This is a genomic window from Haemophilus sp. oral taxon 851 str. F0397, from assembly GCF_000242295.1.
Classification (GTDB): Bacteria; Pseudomonadota; Gammaproteobacteria; order Enterobacterales; family Pasteurellaceae; genus Haemophilus.
Map to the genome: position 1 here is coordinate 32,746 of NZ_JH591080.1, position 17,963 is coordinate 50,708.

The following is a 17,963-nucleotide window of genomic DNA, read 5'->3' on the forward strand; positions in this document are numbered from 1 at the left end:
GGATTATAATCGTTAAAGGTACATTGCTGCAATCCAGCCAAAAGCTAATAATGGAATATTGTAGTGTAGGAAGGTGGGTACAACAGAGTCCCAAATGTGATCGTGTTTGCCATCCATATTTAAACCTGATGTTGGACCTAAGGTGGAGTCAGAGGCAGGGGAGCCTGCGTCTCCTAAGGCAGCCGCAACACCAACGATTGAAACGGTGGCTAATGGTGAGAAACCAAAAGATAAACAAAGTGGCACGTAGATAGATGCAATGATTGGCACCGTTGAGAATGACGACCCAATTCCCATTGTAATCAACAATCCGACAAGTAACATTAAGAATGCAGCCAAACCTTTACTTTGAATCGTGCCATTACTTAAGCTTTGAACTAAATCTGTTACTCCCGTTGTTGCATTAATTACATTAGCAAAACCAGATGCCGCAATCATAACAAATCCAATCATTGCCATTAAACGTAAACCTTGTTGGAAAATATCGTTACTTTCTTTCAATTTGAAAATGCCAAATATTGCGAAAATGACTATCCCAACTAAACCACCAATGATGGTTGAACTTGTCACTAATTGTGTTGCGAAGGTCGCTACAATGGCGATTAAACTTGCAGTGATTTGTTTTGGTTTTATGTTTGCGATGTGCGCTTCAATTTCTTTTGTGGTTGGCTCTTGAATAGTAACATCATATTCTCTTGGTTTGCGATAAGTGATGAATATTGCGGTGAGCAATCCTAAAATCATGCCAATTACGGGCAATAACATCGCGAGGGATACTTGAGCTACATTTGTTTGTAAACCAAGGGCTACACCTGCTTGATTGATATTTTTTACCAAAATACTTTCGATAAAGATTTTACCAAAGCCTACCGGAAGTAACATATAAGTTGCGGTTAAGCCGAATGTAAGGACGCAGGTTACAGCGCGACGGTCTATTTTTAGACGATTAAAAATAGAAAGTAACGGTGGAACGACAATTGGAATAAAAGCAATGTGTACAGGAAGTAGGTTCTGTGAAGAAATGGCGAATAATACCAATACACCAAAAATTAAATATTTAAACCAAGTTAAATTGCTGGAGCTTGGTGTTTTATTCATTTTAGTGATGATCTTATAGGCAATTAAATCTGTAATACCTGATTTAGAAATAGCAATCGCGAACGCACCAAGCATCGCATAGTTCATTGCGACTTCTGCACCGCCACCTAAACCTCCAGTGAAGGTTTCAATTGTTTTGCTTAAACCTAGACCGCCACAGAGTCCAGCAGTGAGTGCAGCAATAACTAACGCAATAATCACGTTAATACGTAGCAAACTTAGTGCTAGTAAAACGATAATCGAAATAACAACGGGATTTGTTAACATTGTATTTTTCCTTGTGAATTAAATGGTGAATACTTTACTTTAAAATTTTTGATTGTCGAATAAATAATGATGATGTCGTTGCATTGATGACTCCTGTGCTGTAATAAAACAAAACCCCTCGAAAGTTGCCTTCCGAGGGGTAAGATTTTTATTATCCTGTCAGCTCGGAAGAAATCTTCCAAGCACACCAAAAACCTGAAAGATTATTCAGTTGAATGGTGATGATGGTGACGACGGATAATGTTCATTTTTTATCTCCAAATAAGAATTGCTTTTAAACTACTGGAAAAATAAAACGATTGCAACCACTTTTTTATTTTTCTTAAAGTGCGGTCTCTTTTTCAGTTGTTTTTTCCTGTTCTAGTTCAGAAGCAATATGTGGGAAACCACCTAAATCTTTTAAATGATTGACCATATAACAGAATAGTTCTGCTGTACGTTCGGTGTCGTATAGCGCAGAGTGCGCTTGTTTCCCATCAAACGGGATTTTAGCTGCAAGACATGCTTTAACGAGAACAGTCTGACCAAACATCAAGCCTGCTAAACTTGCGGTGTCAAACATTCCAAAAGGATGGAAGGGATTACGCTTTACGCCAGTACGTTCAGCGGCAGCCATCACAAAACTTTGGTCAAAAGCAGCATTGTGCGCCACAATGATAGAACGTTGGCAATCTGCATCTTTTTGTCCTCGACGTACCATTTGAAATAACCCCGTGATTGCATAGAGTTCAGACACTGCGCCACGTAGTGGATTGTGAATATCAATGCCATTAAATTTCAAGGATTCTAGATTAATATTTGCCCCTTCAAAAGGCTCAATATGAAAATGGCACTTCTGATCAGGATGCAAATAACCATGTTCATCCATTTTTAATGTGATTGCGGCTAGTTCGAGTAACGCATCTTTTTTTGCATCAAAACCTGCAGTTTCAACATCAATAATGACGGGGAAATAGCCACGAAAGCGATTTTTTAATTGGTTGTGATAAGGGATTTCTTGAGGATCGGACATAATCTATCTCTTAAAAATAAAATAACGTAGGAATCCCTACGTTATTAAAAATACAATAAAAATTGACCGCACTTTAGTTGCCTAAACCAGATTTAGTACTTTTGTTTTCGATAAATTCAATTTTATAACCATCAGGATCTTCAACAAAAGCAATGACGGTTGAGCCACCTTTAACTGGCCCTGCTTCGCGAGTAATGTTACCGCCACTTGCGCGAACTGCTTCACAAGTCGCATAAATATCATCTACACCGATAGCGATATGTCCATATGCCGTACCGTGTTCATATTTATCTACGCCCCAGTTGTATGTTAATTCAATTTCTGCCGCACTTTCGCCATTTTCGTAGCCTAAAAAAGCCAGCGTATATTTGAATTCTGGGTTTTCACTGGTGCGTAATAAGCGCATACCTAAAACATCTTGATAAAATTTGATTGAACGATCTAAATCGCCCACGCGTAACATAGTGTGTAAAATTCGCATTGGTTTAATCCTTTTGTGATAAAAAGTGCGGGCATTATGCCACAAAAAAGTTGAATTAAATAAATTTGTTATGAATTATTTAACCGCAATCATTGAGCCAAAATTAAAGCATTGGAACCAAAGTTCTACTTGTGAAAATCCTACATTTTTTAACCGCACTTTGTGTGTCTCGATAGAATCTGTACGCATCACATTTTCAAGTGCGGTACGTTTCTGACTCACTTCAAGTTCGCTATAACCATTAGCACGTTTGAATTGGTGGTGGAGATCAATCAGTAGCTCATTTACCTTTTCATCTTCAAAACGGAATTTTTCTGATAACACGAGCACGCCATTTGGATTTAAACCTTCATAGATTTTGGTAAGCAATGCGATACGATCTTCAGGCGGTAAAAATTGTAAGGTAAAGTTGAGAATGACCATTGAGGCATTTTTAATCTCAACGTGACGAATATCGTCACTGAGAATTTCTACAGGTACCTCACTATGATATGCCGCAATATGTTGGCGACAACGTTCAACCATAGGTTGAGAATTATCGATACCAATAATTTTTACGTTTGGTTGATGAATATTTCGACGTGCTGAAAGTGTGGCAGCGCCTCGTGAGCAACCAAGATCATAAACATGACTATCAGCAGTCACGAAACGTTCTGCCAGCATACCAATTGCAGTGATAATGTTGGAATATCCCGGTACGGAGCGTTGTATCATATCTGGAAAGACTTCAGCAACGTTTTCATCAAAGGTAAAATCGCCGAGTTTTTCAATGGGAGCGGAAAAAATAGTATCTTTCATGGTTTACATTGTGTGGAGTATGTGTGTTTTTCACTTTTCCACACTCTACGAATTAGAAAATATTTAAAAAGTGCGGTCATTTTAAGGAAAGTTTTCAAGGGGTCAAATAAATTTCCGTTTAAGATTTAAAAGATGCGCCTTTTTCCGTATAATTCTGCGGTATTTTTCCATTTTTATAGAGAGTTAAGGAATTGAATATGATGCGTACACATTATTGCGGAGCATTAAACCGTAACAATATCGGACAAGATGTAACATTAAGCGGTTGGGTTCACCGCCGTCGTGATTTAGGTGGATTGATTTTTATCGATATGCGCGATCGTGATGGCATTGTGCAAGTTTGTTTTGATCCGAAATATCAAGATGCATTGACAGCGGCTGCGGGTTTACGTAACGAATTCTGTATCCAAATTAAAGGCGAAGTGATTGCGCGTCCTGAAAACCAAATCAATAAAAATATGGCAACAGGCGAAGTGGAAGTGTTAGCGAAGGAATTGCGTGTTTACAATGCTTCTGATGTGTTACCTCTAGACTTTAACCAAAACAATACTGAAGAACAACGTTTAAAATATCGTTATTTAGATTTACGTCGTCCAGAAATGGCACAACGTTTGAAAACTCGTGCAAAAATCACCAGCTTTGTGCGTCGTTTTATGGATGACAATGGTTTTCTTGATATTGAAACCCCAATGCTAACTAAAGCGACACCCGAGGGTGCACGTGACTATTTAGTGCCAAGCCGCGTGCATAAAGGCAAATTCTATGCATTGCCTCAATCACCACAGCTTTTCAAACAGCTTCTAATGATGTCTGGTTTTGATCGTTATTATCAAATTGTGAAATGTTTCCGTGATGAAGACTTACGTGCAGATCGTCAGCCTGAATTTACTCAAATCGATGTGGAAACTTCTTTCTTAACTGCGCCAGAAGTACGTGAGATCATGGAACGCATGGTACACGGTTTATGGCAAAATATCATTGGTGTGGATTTAGGTAAATTCCCACAAATGACCTGGCAAGAAGCGATGACTCGTTTTGGTTCTGATAAGCCAGATTTGCGTAACCCATTAGAAATGGTAGATGTAGCAGATATCGTAAAAGATGTTGATTTTAAAGTATTTAATGAGCCCGCAAACAATCCAAACGGCCGTGTTGCAGTGATTCGTGTACCAAATGGTGCAGAAATTACTCGTAAACAAATTGATGAATATACACAATTTGTAGGTATTTATGGTGCGAAAGGTTTAGCGTGGGCGAAAGTAAACGATATCAATGCTGGTCTTGAAGGCGTACAAAGCCCGATCGCGAAATTCTTAAATGAAGATGTATGGAAAGCGTTAGCAGAGCGTGTGAAAGCTCAAACTGGCGATATCTTATTCTTCGGTGCAGACAAATGGCAAACCACTACGGATGCAATGGGTGCATTACGTTTGAAATTAGGTCGTGATCTTGGCTTAACTCGTTTAGATGAGTGGCAACCACTTTGGGTGATCGATTTCCCAATGTTTGAACGTGATGAAGAGGGTAATCTTGCTGCAATGCACCACCCATTCACTTCACCAAAAGATTTCAGCCCAGAGCAATTAGAAGCAGATCCAACAAGTGCGGTAGCAAATGCTTACGATATGGTGATCAACGGCTATGAAGTAGGTGGTGGTTCTGTCCGTATTTTCGATCCGAAAATGCAGCAAACCGTATTCCGCATTCTTGGTATCAATGAGCAAGAACAACGCGAGAAATTCGGCTTCTTGTTAGATGCATTAAAATTCGGTACACCGCCACATGCTGGTTTAGCATTCGGTTTAGACCGTTTAACCATGCTTTTAACAGGCACGGAAAATATCCGTGATGTAATTGCTTTCCCTAAAACTACAGCGGCAGCGTGCTTGATGACAGAAGCACCAAGTTTTGCGAATCCGCAGGCGTTGGAAGAGTTGGCAATTTCTGTCGTTAAAGCAGAATAAGTTTGAAATATTAGGAATGAAGTGCGGTCAGATTTGGCCGCATTTTTAATGATGCAATATAAAAATAACCAATCTGTTCTCGTTGTAATTTACGCTAAAGATACAAACCGAGTTTTAATGCTCCAACGCCAAGATGATCCTGATTTTTGGCAGTCTGTTACTGGTACCATTGAAAGTGGTGAAACACCAAAAAAAACAGCAATTCGTGAGCTTTGGGAAGAAGTGCGGTTAGAAATTTCAGAAAATTCCACCGCACTTTTTGATTGCAAAGAGAGCATAGAATTTGAAATTTTTCCACATTTCCGATATAAATACGCACCGAATGTGACGCATTGCCGTGAACATTGGTTTTTATTGGCAATGGAGCAAGAATTCAAACCAATATTAAGTGAGCATTTGGCGTATCAATGGGTTTTCCCTGAACAAGCAATCCAAATGACAAAATCTTCCAATAATGCGGAAGCAATTAGAAAATATATTCTTAAAGATAAATAGAAGGAAAACAACATGGCAGGCCATAGTAAGTGGGCTAATATTAAACACCGCAAAGCAGCACAAGATGCACAACGCGGTAAAATTTTTACTAAATTAATTCGTGAACTTGTTACCGCAGCTAAAATTGGTGGTGGCGATGTGGGTGCTAACCCGCGTTTACGTGCAGCAGTAGATAAAGCACTTAGCAACAATATGACGCGCGATACTATCAACCGCGCTATTGATCGTGGTGTAGGTGGTGGCGATGACACCAATATGGAAACCAAAATCTATGAAGGTTATGGTCCAGGCGGTACAGCGGTTATGGTGGAATGTTTAAGTGATAATGCAAACCGTACGATCTCACAAGTGCGCCCAAGTTTTACTAAATGTGGTGGTAACTTGGGAACAGAAGGTTCTGTTGGTTATTTATTTAGCAAAAAAGGTTTAATTTTAATTGAACAAGCAGATGAAGATGCATTAACTGAAGCGGCTATCGAAGCAGGAGCTGACGATATTCAACCACAAGATGATGGTTCATTTGAAATCTATACTGCTTGGGAAGATTTAGGTTCAGTTCGTGATGGCATTGAGGCTGCTGGCTTTAAAGTACAAGAAGCTGAAGTAACGATGATTCCATCAACAACCGTTGATCTTGATATTGAAACTGCACCAAAATTACTTCGTTTAATTGATATGTTGGAAGATTGTGATGACGTACAAAACGTATATCACAATGGCGAAATCAGTGACGAAGTGGCATCTCAACTTTAATAATGTAATAAATGGGTAATTTAATTACCCATTTTTTATAGAAATTATGAGCATTATTTTAGGTATTGATCCAGGCTCTCGCGTAACTGGTTACGGTGTGATTCGTCAAACAGGAAGACATTTAGAATATCTCGGCAGTGGCGCAATTCGTACTCAAGTTGAAGATTTACCAACCCGTTTGAAACGCATTTATGCTGGAGTAACTGAAATCATCACGCAATTTCAACCTGATATGTTTGCGATTGAGCAAGTGTTTATGGCGAAGAATGCGGATTCAGCTTTGAAACTCGGTCAGGCTCGCGGTACGGCGATTGTTGCGGCAGTAAATCATGATTTACCTGTTTTTGAATATGCCGCTCGTTTAGTAAAACAAACGGTTGTAGGCATTGGTTCCGCTGATAAAGTGCAAGTGCAAGAAATGGTGACTCGTATTTTGAAGTTGTCAGACAAACCTCAAGCCGATGCCGCGGATGCCTTGGCTATCGCAATTACACATGCGCATTCTATTCAACATTCTTTACATATTGCCAATTCTGTGAAAATGACAGAAACGCAAGAAAAAATGACCGCACTTTTAAAGGCCAGATATAGCCGAGGACGCTTTAGATTAAAAATTTAACTGGATGTTCGTCCAGTTTTATTTTATTCTATGCGTTAAGTTTTTTATTATTCGGAAGAATTATGATCGGTCGCTTACAAGGCATTCTTTTAGAAAAACAACCTCCAGAAATTTTACTTAATGTGCAAGGCGTAGGCTATGAATTGCTTTTGCCTATGACTAGTTTCTATGATTTACCAGAAATTGGTCAAGAAGCTACTTTATTCACCCATCTTGTTGTTCGTGAAGATGCTCACTTACTCTTTGGATTTGCCCAAAAAACAGACCGCACTTTATTTCGTGAATTAATTAAAACAAATGGGGTGGGGCCTAAATTAGCCTTAGCGATTTTATCCGCCATGTCTGTCGAACAATTTGCTTATTCGATAGAGAGAGAAGAGCTCTCTAAACTCACCAAAATTCCTGGTGTTGGCAAAAAAACAGCTGAACGTTTGTTAGTTGAGCTCAAAGGTAAATTTAAAGGCGTAAAACAAAGCGATTTCTTTGTCGAAAGTACTCATATTCCGTCAGCACCATTTATTGAATCTCACTCAGAAAATTCATCTGATGAAGCTATTTCAGCCTTGATTGCTTTAGGTTATAAACCTTCAGAGGCAGAAAAAATGGTGAAACGAGTTGCTAAGCCAGAATTAACCAGTGAACAAGTTATCCGCGAAGCGTTAAAAGCCGCACTGTAGGTGAGACATGATTGAAGCAGATAGAATTATTAGCGGGCAAGCTAAGCTTGATGAAGATGTTATTGACCGTGCTATTCGTCCTAAATTATTAGCGGATTATGTTGGTCAGCCGCAAGTACGCGAGCAGATGGATATTTTCATTAAGGCAGCCAAACTACGTCAAGATGCCTTGGATCATTTATTGATTTTTGGTCCTCCAGGTTTGGGAAAAACAACTCTTGCTAATATTGTGGCAAATGAAATGGGCGTGAATATTCGTACGACATCAGGACCTGTATTAGAAAAAGCGGGGGATTTAGCCGCAATGCTTACTAATCTTGAACCTCATGATGTGTTATTTATTGATGAAATTCATCGACTTTCCCCTGCTATTGAAGAAGTCCTTTATCCAGCAATGGAAGACTATCAATTGGATATTATGATTGGTGAAGGGCCTGCTGCTCGTTCTATTAAATTAGATTTGCCACCTTTTACTTTGGTTGGCGCGACGACTAGAGCGGGTTCTTTGACTTCGCCATTGCGTGATCGCTTTGGTATTGTGCAACGTTTGGAATTCTATTCTGTAGAAGATTTAACATCTATTGTTGCAAGAAGTGCGGGGTGTTTGAATCTTGAATTAGAACAGCAAGCCGCTTTCGAGGTGGCTCGTCGTTCACGAGGCACGCCTCGAATAGCAAACCGTTTATTACGACGTGTGCGTGATTATGCAGATGTGCGTAATGGGGGAGTAATTTCAGTAGATGTGGCAAAACAAGCGCTTTCAATGCTAGATGTAGACGATGCCGGATTTGATTATTTAGATAGAAAATTATTGTCTGCAGTTATTGAACGTTTTGACGGCGGACCAGTAGGGCTGGATAATCTTGCTGCTGCAATCGGTGAAGAACGCGATACCATTGAAGATGTTTTAGAGCCTTATTTGATTCAACAGGGGTTTTTACAAAGAACGCCACGTGGCCGTATTGCAACATCACAAACTTATCGCCATTTCGGTCTGCAGAAATTATCAGACTAGATAAATTTAACCACTAAAAAAGCCTTATTGAACTCAATAAGGCTTTTTTAATTACTCACTATAACTTTTCAAATTACTTAATTTTGCTAAACCCACTTCACAACTTTTTAACTGAGTCGCCAATTCCATTTGAAGAATCTGTTGTTTGCTTTGGTTTAACTTATTTTTAATTTTTCCTACCTGTGTATGAGTGCCAGGTTGTTTTTCTGCTTGCGTGATCAAATTCTCTGTTTCTTTAAATAGTTGTTCACATTGTTGTGGCAGAATATTTGATGCAAAAGTAGAGGTTGATACAGCAGAGAAAAGTGCGGTTAAAATAAGGAATGTTTTTTTCATTTTAAGTCCTTGTTTCTCTTTATTATGAAATCTAAAAATTAAACTAGGCGGGAAAATAGCAAAATATACTTAGTATGTCTAGCTTTTGAAGTCATTTATTGTTGTAAATTGTGATAAGGATCACGTGTAACATATATTTTTGTACAAAAAATAGCAAAATTGATTTATATCAATTAAATTATTTTTAATAAATAATAGGTATTTTATGTCTTATGTCAAAAATGTGATCTAGATATCGTTTTTACTGTTTTTTATCCTTATGTTTAGTAGTAGAATACCCGCAAATTTGGCTTATCTCTATAATAATTGGTGTTTTTTAACCATTTGAGAATGATTATGTAGATAAACCAATTTAAACTTAGCTAATTGGAGTTGAGTGATTAGGGATTATTTAAGGCTTTGCCTTTTTAATCATTGTTGGAACTAATGTTGTTTATACAGAGGAGTTGAGAATGTTGGACGTTGTTGACCTTTCTCGCTTGCAGTTTGCTTTAACTGCGTTGTATCACTTCATTTTCGTGCCGCTGACATTAGGTTTGTCATTCGTCCTTGTGATTATGGAAACCATTTATGTGGCGACAGGCAAAGAAGTTTATAAAGATATGACAAGATTCTGGGGTAAGTTATTTGGTATTAACTTCGCCCTTGGGGTGACCACAGGTATCATTATGGAATTCCAATTCGGTACTAACTGGTCTTATTATTCTCATTATGTAGGTGATATTTTTGGTGCGCCATTAGCAATTGAAGCGTTACTAGCCTTTTTCTTAGAATCAACTTTTGTGGGGTTATTCTTCTTTGGTTGGGATCGTTTAACTAAAGGTAAACACTTACTTGCTACATATTGTGTAGCTTTCGGTTCGAACTTATCTGCAATGTGGATTTTAGTTGCTAATGGTTGGATGCAGTCTCCAGCTGGCTCAGAATTTAATTTTGAGACAGTACGTATGGAAATGACGAGCTTCTTAGACCTTTGGCTAAATCCAGTTGCCCAAAGTAAATTCTTGCACACGTTAACAGCAGGTTATTCGACTGGTGCAATGTTTGTATTAGGTATTAGTGCATTCTATTTATTAAAAGGTCGTGATATTGGTTTTGCCAAACGCTCATTCTCTGTTGCTGCAACCTTTGGTTTTATTGCGGCATCAGCGGTGTTAATTATGGGGGATGAATCAGGTTACGACATAGGTAAAGCACAACCAGTGAAATTGGCTGCAATGGAAGCCGAGTTTGAAACTCATCCTGCGCCAGCGCCATTTCATCCAGTTGCAATTCCAAATACTGCAGAAATGAAAAATGATTTTGCGATTGAGATCCCATATTTGGGTGGTTTAATTGCAACGCGTTCTTTAGATACTGAAATTGTTGGTTTGAAAGATATTCAAGCGAAAAATGAAGGTCGTGTTCGTAACGGTATGGTAGCTTACGATTTATTCACGCAATTAAAAGCAGAGAAAAAATCAGCAGGCCACGTAAATCCAGAAACTAAAGCAAAATTTGATGAAGTAAAAGGTGATTTAGGTTTTGGTTTATTATTAAAACGTTACACAGATAAAGTTGTAGATGCAACAGATGAACAAATTAAACAAGCTGCTCGCGATACTATTCCAAACGTAGGTCCTAACTTCTGGGCATTCCGTGGGATGTTAGCAGCCGGTGGTTTAATTATTTTACTGACCTTCGGCGCATTTGTTCAAAATTTACGTAACAAAGTCACTTCTTCTCGCTTATTGCTTAAAGCATTGCTTTGGTGTATCCCATTGCCAATCTTAGCAATTGAATTTGGTTGGTTCTTAGCTGAGTCTGGTCGTCAACCTTGGGCAATCTATGAAGTTTTACCTGTTGGGGTATCAGCGTCTCAGTTAAGTACTGGCGATTTATGGTTCTCTATTGGTTTAATTTGTGCGCTTTATCTTGCGTTCATTATTGTTGAGATGTATTTGATGTTTAAATATGCGCGTTTGGGTCCAAGTGCGTTAAAAACCGGCAAATACTACTTTGAACAATCATCTAAATAAGCAGGAGATGAATTATGATTGATTATGAATTTCTACGTTTTATTTGGTGGGTGTTAGTTATTGTATTGTTGATCGGTTTTTCTGTTACCGACGGATTTGATATGGGCGTGACCGCACTTTTACCTGTAACAGGCAAAAAAGAAGTGGAGCGCCGTATTATGATCAACTCTATTGCCCCCCATTGGGATGGTAACCAAGTTTGGTTATTAACTGCAGGCGGCGCAGTATTTGCGGCATGGCCAATTGTATATGCCGTTTCATTCTCAGGTTTCTACATCGCTTTAGTATTGGTTTTAGCTGCGTTATTCTTGCGCCCATTGGGTTTTGAATATCGTGCAAAGATTGATAACCCAACTTGGCGTTCTGTTTGGGATTGGGGACTATTCGCAGGTGGTTTTGTACCATCATTAGTATTTGGGGTGGCTTTTGGTAATTTATTACAAGGCGTTCCATTCCATTTCAACGAATTGACTCAAGTAACTTATACCGGTTCATTCTTTGAATTATTAAATCCATTTGCATTATTGTGTGGTGTTATTAGCTTATCAATGCTTGTGACTCACGGTGCGAACTGGTTACAAATGAAAACAACCGAAGAATTGCGTGATCGCGCTCGTTCAGTGAGCCAAATCGGTGCTATTGTGACTTTAATTGCATTCGTATTAGCTGGAGCATGGTTATACTTTAAAGAGGGTTATGTAGTAACGAGTGTTGTGGATCACTATGCGCCATCTTCTCCAATGAATAAAGAAGTTGCTGTTGAAACTGGTGCGTGGTTTAGAAATTTCAATGAAATGCCAATTCTTTGGATTTTCCCTGCATTAGCCGTAGTTGCTGCGCTATTAAATGCGGCATTTTCTAAAGCTAATCGTTGTGGTTTTGCATTCTTTTTCTCTGCATTAACAATGGCTGGTGTGATTATTACTGCTGCTGTATCTATGTTCCCATTTGTGATGCCTTCAAGCTCACACCCTGAACAGAGTTTGTTAATGTGGGATGCAACTTCAAGTGAATTAACATTAACGTTAATGTTGATTTTTGCACTTATCTTTGTGGCTATTTCTTTGGTTTATACCATTTGGTCTTATTCGAAGATGTTTGGTCGCTTAGATGAGAATTTCATTGATGAAAATAAACACTCATTATACTAAGGAGATTAATATGTTATATGTAATTTGGGTAGTGGGTGTGTTATTAGCTATATTTGCCAGTGCAAAATTAACCATTGGCAAAGAAAAAGCAGGAAAATTTGACGAGTAATATGATTCATTCACTCTATCAATTAATTAATAAGGGTTCGTTTCGAACCCTTTCATTTATTTTAGCGCTAGGACTAACAGCTGTATTTTTCTTTAATATTGATAATTTTTCAACGTTGTTACGAAATGATTCTCCTTGGTGGATTTTGATGATCTTTTGGGGATTGATTACGGTTTGGATTCATGGAATCGGATTTGAAATTAAAAGCGTAATTTGGAAACTAATTTTCTTACCTTATATCGCTTATATCATTATATTGATTAGTGCTGTAGAGCATTTTTATTTACGAGGATGATTTTTTTCTTTGGCATATTGCTTATCTAAAAAACAGGTTCTAAAATATCCGACCTATTGCGGTGGGCAAAGCTTAATAATGTCAGGAAAAACCTTCTATCTTCCCGTTCGAGTATATTATGAAGATACTGATGCTGGTGGCGTTGTGTATCATGCTCGTTATTTGCATTTTTTTGAGCGGGCTAGAACAGAATATTTGCGAGCGTTAAATTTTACGCAGCAAACTTTATTACAAGAACAACAACTCGCGTTTGTTGTCAAATCGCTCGCTATTGATTATTGCGTTGCGGCAAAATTGGATGATTTACTCACGGTAGAAACAGATGTCATAGAGATAAAAGGCGCAACAATCCTTTTTGAGCAACGACTTATGCGTGATACGGTGATGTTATCAAAGGCTACAGTCAAGGTAGCCAGTGTTCATCTTGGCAATATGAAACCTGTGGCGCTTCCTAAAGAAGTAAAAGCTGCGTTTTACAACCTAAAATAAACTTTTCGGAGTATGCAATGACTGCAGAATTGAATTTTTTAGATCTTTTTCTAAAAGCAAGTATTGTTGTTCAACTTGTAATTGTGATTTTGATTTCATTCTCAATTATTTCTTGGGCGATTATTATCCAACGTAGCCGAGTTTTAACGGCTGCTTTAAAAGAAGCGAATACTTTTGAAGACCGTTTCTGGTCTGGTGAAGATTTGAATAAGCTATATGAAGGATTATCAAATCGTCGTGATATTTTAACGGGTAGTGAACAAATTTTCTTTGTTGGTTTCAAAGAGTTTTCTCGCTTGAAACAAGTGAATCCTGATGCGCCTGAGGCGATTATTAAAGGAACCACGCGAGCAATGAATCTTACAATGAATCGTGAAGTTGAAAGCCTTGAAAGTCGAGTACCATTTTTGGCTACAGTAGCTTCTGTTAGCCCTTATATTGGTTTATTCGGAACTGTTTGGGGTATCATGCACGCTTTTATGGCATTAAGTGGCGCCAAACAAGCAACTTTACAAATGGTTGCTCCTGGTATCGCTGAGGCATTGATTGCTACTGCAATCGGTTTGTTTGCTGCGATTCCGGCTGTAATGGCTTATAACCGTTTAAGTTTACGCGTGAATGCTATCGAACAGAATTATGGTAACTTTATTGATGAATTTACGACGATTTTACATCGCCAAGCTTTCGGCAAAGCACCACACTAAAATATAGAAAAAATACACCGCACTCTTTCGTTAAGTGCGGTGAAAAATAAGAGAGATTTGAATTATGGCTCGTCGTCAGCGTAAAGATATTAAATCTGAAATTAATATTGTCCCGTTTTTGGATGTATTGTTAGTGCTTGTGTTGATCTTTATGGCAACAGCACCAATTATTAGCCAAAGCGTACAAGTGGAATTGCCGGATTCAGTGCAAAGTCAAAATGTATCTAATGAAGATAAAGTGCCGGTAATTCTTGAAGTTTCAGGGATTGGACAATATGCGATTTCTATTGGCGGAGAACGTCAAGAAGGGTTAACGGAAGAAATGGTGACACAGTTATCTCGACAAGAATTTGATAAAGATAATAACACACTATTTTTAGTGGGTGGGGCTAAGGAAGTTCCCTATGAAGAAGTGATTAAAGCACTTAATCTACTCCACCTTGCTGGAATTAAATCTGTTGGTTTAATGACAAACCCAATTTAACTAAGTAGGTAACCGTGCAAAATAATCGACAAAAAAAAGGCGCAAATGCATTTGTTATTTCTATAGTGATGCACCTTGTTTTGTTTGGATTGTTGATTGTCAGCTCTTTCTACCATACAGTTGAAATTATGGGTGGTGGAGAAGGTGATGGTGATGCTATGGGGGCGGTAATGGTCGATACTGGCTCTGCAGCGCAAGAATGGGGTAGAATTCAACAACAGAAAAAAGGGCAAGCGGATAAACAGAAACGTCCAGAACCCGTTGTTGAAGAAAAACCGCCACAACCTAATCAAGAAGAGATTAAGCGTCAACAGGAAGTTCAACGACAAGAAGAGTTAAAACGTCAGCAAGAACAGCAACGTCAGCAAGAAATAAAAAAACAACAAGAGCAAGCTCGTCAAGAAGCGTTGGAAAAACAGAAACAAGCTGAAGAGGCAAAAGCAAAACAAGCTGCTGAAGCTGCAAAATTAAAAGCAGATGCAGAAGCTAAACGTTTAGCTGCAGCAGCAAAACAAGCTGAAGAAGAGGCGAAAGCTAAAGCCGCAGAACTTGCAGCACAAAAAGCAAAACAAGAGGCAGAAGCCAAGGAAAAAGCTGAAGCCGCAGCTAAAGCAAAAGCTGAGGCTAAAGCGAAAGCTGAAGCAGATGCAAAAGCTAAGGCCGCTGCTGATGCTAAGGCAAAAGCTGAAGCCGATGCAAAAGCTAAAGTCGCAGCTGATGCTAAAGCAAAAGCTGATGCAGAGGCGAAAGCTAAGGCTGCTGCAGATGCTAAAGCTAAAGCGGATGCAGCAAAACGAAAAGCGGACCAAGCCAGTTTAGATGATTTCTTAAATGGCGGAGATATTGGTGGCGGTAGTGCATCTAAAGGCGGAAATGCGAATAAAGGTGGAACTCAAGGTAGCGGTGCTGCGCTTGGTTCTGGCGATGGTGGCAAAGTAGGAGATCAATACGCTGGAGTGATTAAGAAAGAGATTCAACGTCGTTTCTTAAAAGATCCAAGTTTTGCAGGAAAAGTTTGTCGTATTAAAATTCAATTGAGTCGAGATGGAACAATCTTGGGATATCAAAAAATTTCAGGTCCTGATGATATTTGTACAGCAGCATTAAGTGCAGTGGCTAGAACGAAAAAAGTTCCAGCAGCGCCATCGGATGCTATCTATGAGAAATATAAATCGCCAATTATTGACTTTGATATTCGATAATTCTTTAGAAAAATTTATTGTTAAATTTTAAAGGTAACAAAATGAAATTATTAAAACGTTTAGTGAGCGTATTAGCGATTGTACTTGCTGTTGCAAGCAATGTATTCGCAGATGATGAAGTTCGCATTGTAATTGATGAAGGGGTTGATGGTGCACGTCCTATAGCTGTTGTGCCGTTTGCCGGATCTGCACCAGAAGATATTAGCAAAATTGTTGCTGATGATTTACGTAACAGTGGTAAATTTAATCCTATTGCAGTGTCTCAGATGCCTCAACGTCCAACTTCAGCAGCAGAGGTAAATCCTGAAGCTTGGTCTAATATTGGAATTGATGCAATTGTGGTCGGACAAGTTGTTCCATCTGGTAATGGTTATAGTATTACTTATCAATTAATTGATACCGTTGGTGCATCAGGTACGCCAGGGGCGGTATTAATGCAAAATAGCTATACAGTGACAAATAAATGGTTACGCTATGGTGCCCATACTGTTAGTGATGAAGTTTTTGAAAAATTAACTGCGATCCGTGGTGCATTCAGAACTCGTATCGCTTATGTTGTGCAAAAAAATGGCGGTTCACAACCCTATGAAGTTCGTGTTGCAGACTACGATGGCTATAATCAATTTATCGTAAATCGCAGCTCTCAACCAATTATGTCACCAGCTTGGTCTCCAGATGGTCAACGTTTAGCGTATGTATCTTTTGAAAATAAAAAGTCACAACTTGTTGTACAAGATTTAAATTCTGGTGCTCGTAAAGTGGTGGCTTCTTTCCCTGGACATAATGGTGCTCCTGCATTCTCTCCGGATGGTTCACGTTTAGCCTTCGCCTCTTCACAGGATGGCTCATTAAATATTTATGTGATGAGTTCTCACGGCGGCGCTCCGACTCAATTAACTCGTGGTGCAGGTAATAATACAGAACCATCTTGGTCTCCAGACGGTAGCTCAATTTTATTTACATCCGATAGAAGTGGTTCACCACAAGTTTATCGTATGAGTGCAAACGGTGGTGGTGCAACACCGGTTGGTGGTCGCGGTAGTGCACAAATTAGCGCTGATGGCAAAACCCTTGTGATGATTAATGGAAACAATAATGTTGTTAAACAAGATCTCACATCTGGTGCATCAGAAGTACTTAGTACCTCTTTCTTAGGCGAAAGTCCAAGTCTTTCACCAAATGGAATTATGATTATTTATAGCTCTACACAAGGCTTAGGAAAGGTGCTACAATTAGTTTCTGCAGATGGTCGCTTCAAAGCGAGCCTTCCAGGAAGTAATGGCCAAGTGAAATTTCCTGCTTGGTCGCCATACTTAACTAAATAAAGAAAACTCATTGAGGAGAAATCTAATGAACAAATTTGTTAAATCATTATTAGTTGCAGGTTCTGTAGCTGCATTAGCTGCTTGTAGTTCATCTAACAACGATGCAGCAGGCAATGGTGCAGGCCAAACTTTTGGCGGTTACTCTGTTTCTGATCTTCAACAACGTTACAACACCGTATATTTCGGTTTTGACAAATACAACATCGAAGGTGAATACGTTCAAATCTTAGATGCACACGCAGCATATTTAAATGCAACTCCAGCTGCTAAAGTATTAGTAGAAGGTAACACTGACGAACGCGGTACACCAGAATACAACATTGCGTTAGGTCAACGTCGTGCAGATGCAGTTAAAGGTTATTTAGCTGGTAAAGGTGTTGATGCTGGTAAATTAGGCACAGTATCTTACGGTGAAGAAAAACCTGCAGTATTAGGCCACGATGAAGCTGCATATTCTAAAAACCGTCGTGCAGTGTTAGCGTACTAATTCTTAGTATTTCTAATACTTGAAAAACAGGATCCATTTTTTATTGGATCCTGTTTTGTTTTCATCGTTTGTAATTTAACCAATTAGCTTGAAAGAATGAATTTATTCTTTTGATTCTAAAATAAATGCGCTATCATTAATTCATCAACACAGTGGGTCGTTAGCTCAGTCGGTAGAGCAGCGG

General features: G+C 38.8%; 20 protein-coding genes, 1 tRNA gene and 1 other annotated feature (1 of these 22 running past the window's edge). Of the genes, 16 read left to right on the top strand and 5 right to left on the bottom strand.

The window, feature by feature from the left end; all coding sequences use genetic code 11:
• Positions 1-12: 12 nt before the first annotated feature.
• The 4 genes from HMPREF9096_RS03300 to cmoA all read right to left on the bottom strand — a co-directional run bounded on the left by HMPREF9096_RS03300 (position 13) and on the right by cmoA (position 3,656).
• Entirely contained in the window at positions 13-1,365 is a 1,353-nt protein-coding gene (locus HMPREF9096_RS03300) for a Na+/H+ antiporter family protein (RefSeq protein WP_009766704.1), read from the bottom strand.
• 106 nt (positions 1,366-1,471) lie between these two features.
• Positions 1,472-1,593, bottom strand: a sequence feature (His leader region).
• 94 nt (positions 1,594-1,687) lie between these two features.
• A complete protein-coding gene (gene rnt, locus HMPREF9096_RS03295) occupies positions 1,688-2,377 on the bottom strand; it encodes a ribonuclease T (RefSeq protein ID WP_009766705.1) in 690 nt (229 codons plus the stop codon).
• Positions 2,378-2,450: 73 nt separating this feature from the next.
• Complete coding sequence (gene gloA, locus HMPREF9096_RS03290; protein WP_032803505.1) at positions 2,451-2,858, bottom strand: lactoylglutathione lyase; 408 nt, start codon at positions 2,856-2,858, stop codon at positions 2,451-2,453.
• A 75-nt stretch (positions 2,859-2,933) separates the two neighbouring features.
• Entirely contained in the window at positions 2,934-3,656 is a 723-nt protein-coding gene (gene cmoA, locus HMPREF9096_RS03285) for a carboxy-S-adenosyl-L-methionine synthase CmoA (protein ID WP_009766707.1), read from the bottom strand.
• A 197-nt stretch (positions 3,657-3,853) separates the two neighbouring features.
• Here cmoA and aspS point away from each other — a divergent pair, with 197 nt between their 5' ends.
• From aspS to ruvB, 6 genes are all read left to right on the top strand, one after another.
• On the top strand, positions 3,854-5,620 hold the full coding sequence (aspS, locus tag HMPREF9096_RS03280) for an aspartate--tRNA ligase (RefSeq protein ID WP_009766708.1): 1,767 nt from the start codon (positions 3,854-3,856) through the stop codon (positions 5,618-5,620).
• A gap of 21 nt (positions 5,621-5,641) precedes the next feature.
• Positions 5,642-6,115 carry a dihydroneopterin triphosphate diphosphatase gene (gene nudB / locus HMPREF9096_RS03275; protein WP_032803508.1) on the top strand — a complete coding sequence of 158 codons (474 nt, stop codon included), beginning with the start codon at positions 5,642-5,644 and terminating at the stop codon, positions 6,113-6,115.
• Between the two features lie 12 nt (positions 6,116-6,127).
• The gene (locus tag HMPREF9096_RS03270; RefSeq protein ID WP_009766710.1) at positions 6,128-6,868 is read left to right on the top strand and encodes a YebC/PmpR family DNA-binding transcriptional regulator; all 741 of its coding nucleotides are present in this window, start codon (positions 6,128-6,130) and stop codon (positions 6,866-6,868) included.
• 46 nt (positions 6,869-6,914) lie between these two features.
• The gene (gene ruvC / locus HMPREF9096_RS03265) at positions 6,915-7,487 is read left to right on the top strand and encodes a crossover junction endodeoxyribonuclease RuvC (protein WP_005637406.1); all 573 of its coding nucleotides are present in this window, start codon (positions 6,915-6,917) and stop codon (positions 7,485-7,487) included.
• Between the two features lie 62 nt (positions 7,488-7,549).
• Positions 7,550-8,164 (top strand): Holliday junction branch migration protein RuvA, encoded by a 615-nt coding sequence (gene ruvA, locus HMPREF9096_RS03260; protein WP_009766711.1) that lies wholly within the window; start codon positions 7,550-7,552, stop codon positions 8,162-8,164.
• Between the two features lie 7 nt (positions 8,165-8,171).
• A complete protein-coding gene (ruvB, locus tag HMPREF9096_RS03255) occupies positions 8,172-9,179 on the top strand; it encodes a Holliday junction branch migration DNA helicase RuvB (RefSeq protein ID WP_009766712.1) in 1,008 nt (335 codons plus the stop codon).
• A 51-nt stretch (positions 9,180-9,230) separates the two neighbouring features.
• On the opposite strand, the gene HMPREF9096_RS03250 is transcribed toward ruvB, so the two are convergent.
• Complete coding sequence (locus HMPREF9096_RS03250; protein WP_005637411.1) at positions 9,231-9,515, bottom strand: DUF5339 domain-containing protein; 285 nt, start codon at positions 9,513-9,515, stop codon at positions 9,231-9,233.
• Positions 9,516-9,967: 452 nt separating this feature from the next.
• Between HMPREF9096_RS03250 and HMPREF9096_RS03245 the strand changes: the two genes are divergently transcribed.
• From HMPREF9096_RS03245 to HMPREF9096_RS0108805, 10 genes are all read left to right on the top strand, one after another.
• Complete coding sequence (locus HMPREF9096_RS03245) at positions 9,968-11,533, top strand: cytochrome ubiquinol oxidase subunit I (RefSeq protein ID WP_009766713.1); 1,566 nt, start codon at positions 9,968-9,970, stop codon at positions 11,531-11,533.
• Between the two features lie 14 nt (positions 11,534-11,547).
• Positions 11,548-12,684, top strand: a complete 1,137-nt coding sequence (cydB, locus tag HMPREF9096_RS03240; RefSeq protein WP_009766714.1) for a cytochrome d ubiquinol oxidase subunit II — start codon at positions 11,548-11,550, stop codon at positions 12,682-12,684.
• Positions 12,685-12,794: 110 nt separating this feature from the next.
• On the top strand, positions 12,795-13,088 hold the full coding sequence (gene ybgE / locus HMPREF9096_RS03235; RefSeq protein WP_005641612.1) for a cyd operon protein YbgE: 294 nt from the start codon (positions 12,795-12,797) through the stop codon (positions 13,086-13,088).
• Positions 13,089-13,166: 78 nt separating this feature from the next.
• Complete coding sequence (gene ybgC / locus HMPREF9096_RS03230; protein WP_009766715.1) at positions 13,167-13,577, top strand: tol-pal system-associated acyl-CoA thioesterase; 411 nt, start codon at positions 13,167-13,169, stop codon at positions 13,575-13,577.
• 17 nt (positions 13,578-13,594) lie between these two features.
• Complete coding sequence (gene tolQ / locus HMPREF9096_RS03225) at positions 13,595-14,281, top strand: protein TolQ (protein ID WP_005626973.1); 687 nt, start codon at positions 13,595-13,597, stop codon at positions 14,279-14,281.
• A 64-nt stretch (positions 14,282-14,345) separates the two neighbouring features.
• Positions 14,346-14,765: a colicin uptake protein TolR gene (gene tolR, locus HMPREF9096_RS03220; protein WP_005634116.1), complete on the top strand. Its 420-nt coding sequence runs from the start codon at positions 14,346-14,348 to the stop codon at positions 14,763-14,765.
• Positions 14,766-14,779: 14 nt separating this feature from the next.
• Positions 14,780-15,967: a cell envelope integrity protein TolA gene (tolA, locus tag HMPREF9096_RS03215; protein WP_009766716.1), complete on the top strand. Its 1,188-nt coding sequence runs from the start codon at positions 14,780-14,782 to the stop codon at positions 15,965-15,967.
• Between the two features lie 41 nt (positions 15,968-16,008).
• Entirely contained in the window at positions 16,009-17,292 is a 1,284-nt protein-coding gene (gene tolB / locus HMPREF9096_RS03210) for a Tol-Pal system beta propeller repeat protein TolB (RefSeq protein WP_009766717.1), read from the top strand.
• A gap of 25 nt (positions 17,293-17,317) precedes the next feature.
• Positions 17,318-17,779 (top strand): peptidoglycan-associated lipoprotein Pal, encoded by a 462-nt coding sequence (pal, locus tag HMPREF9096_RS03205; protein ID WP_005626966.1) that lies wholly within the window; start codon positions 17,318-17,320, stop codon positions 17,777-17,779.
• Positions 17,780-17,933: 154 nt separating this feature from the next.
• A tRNA-OTHER gene (locus tag HMPREF9096_RS0108805) sits at positions 17,934-17,963 on the top strand; it runs 42 nt beyond the window's last position.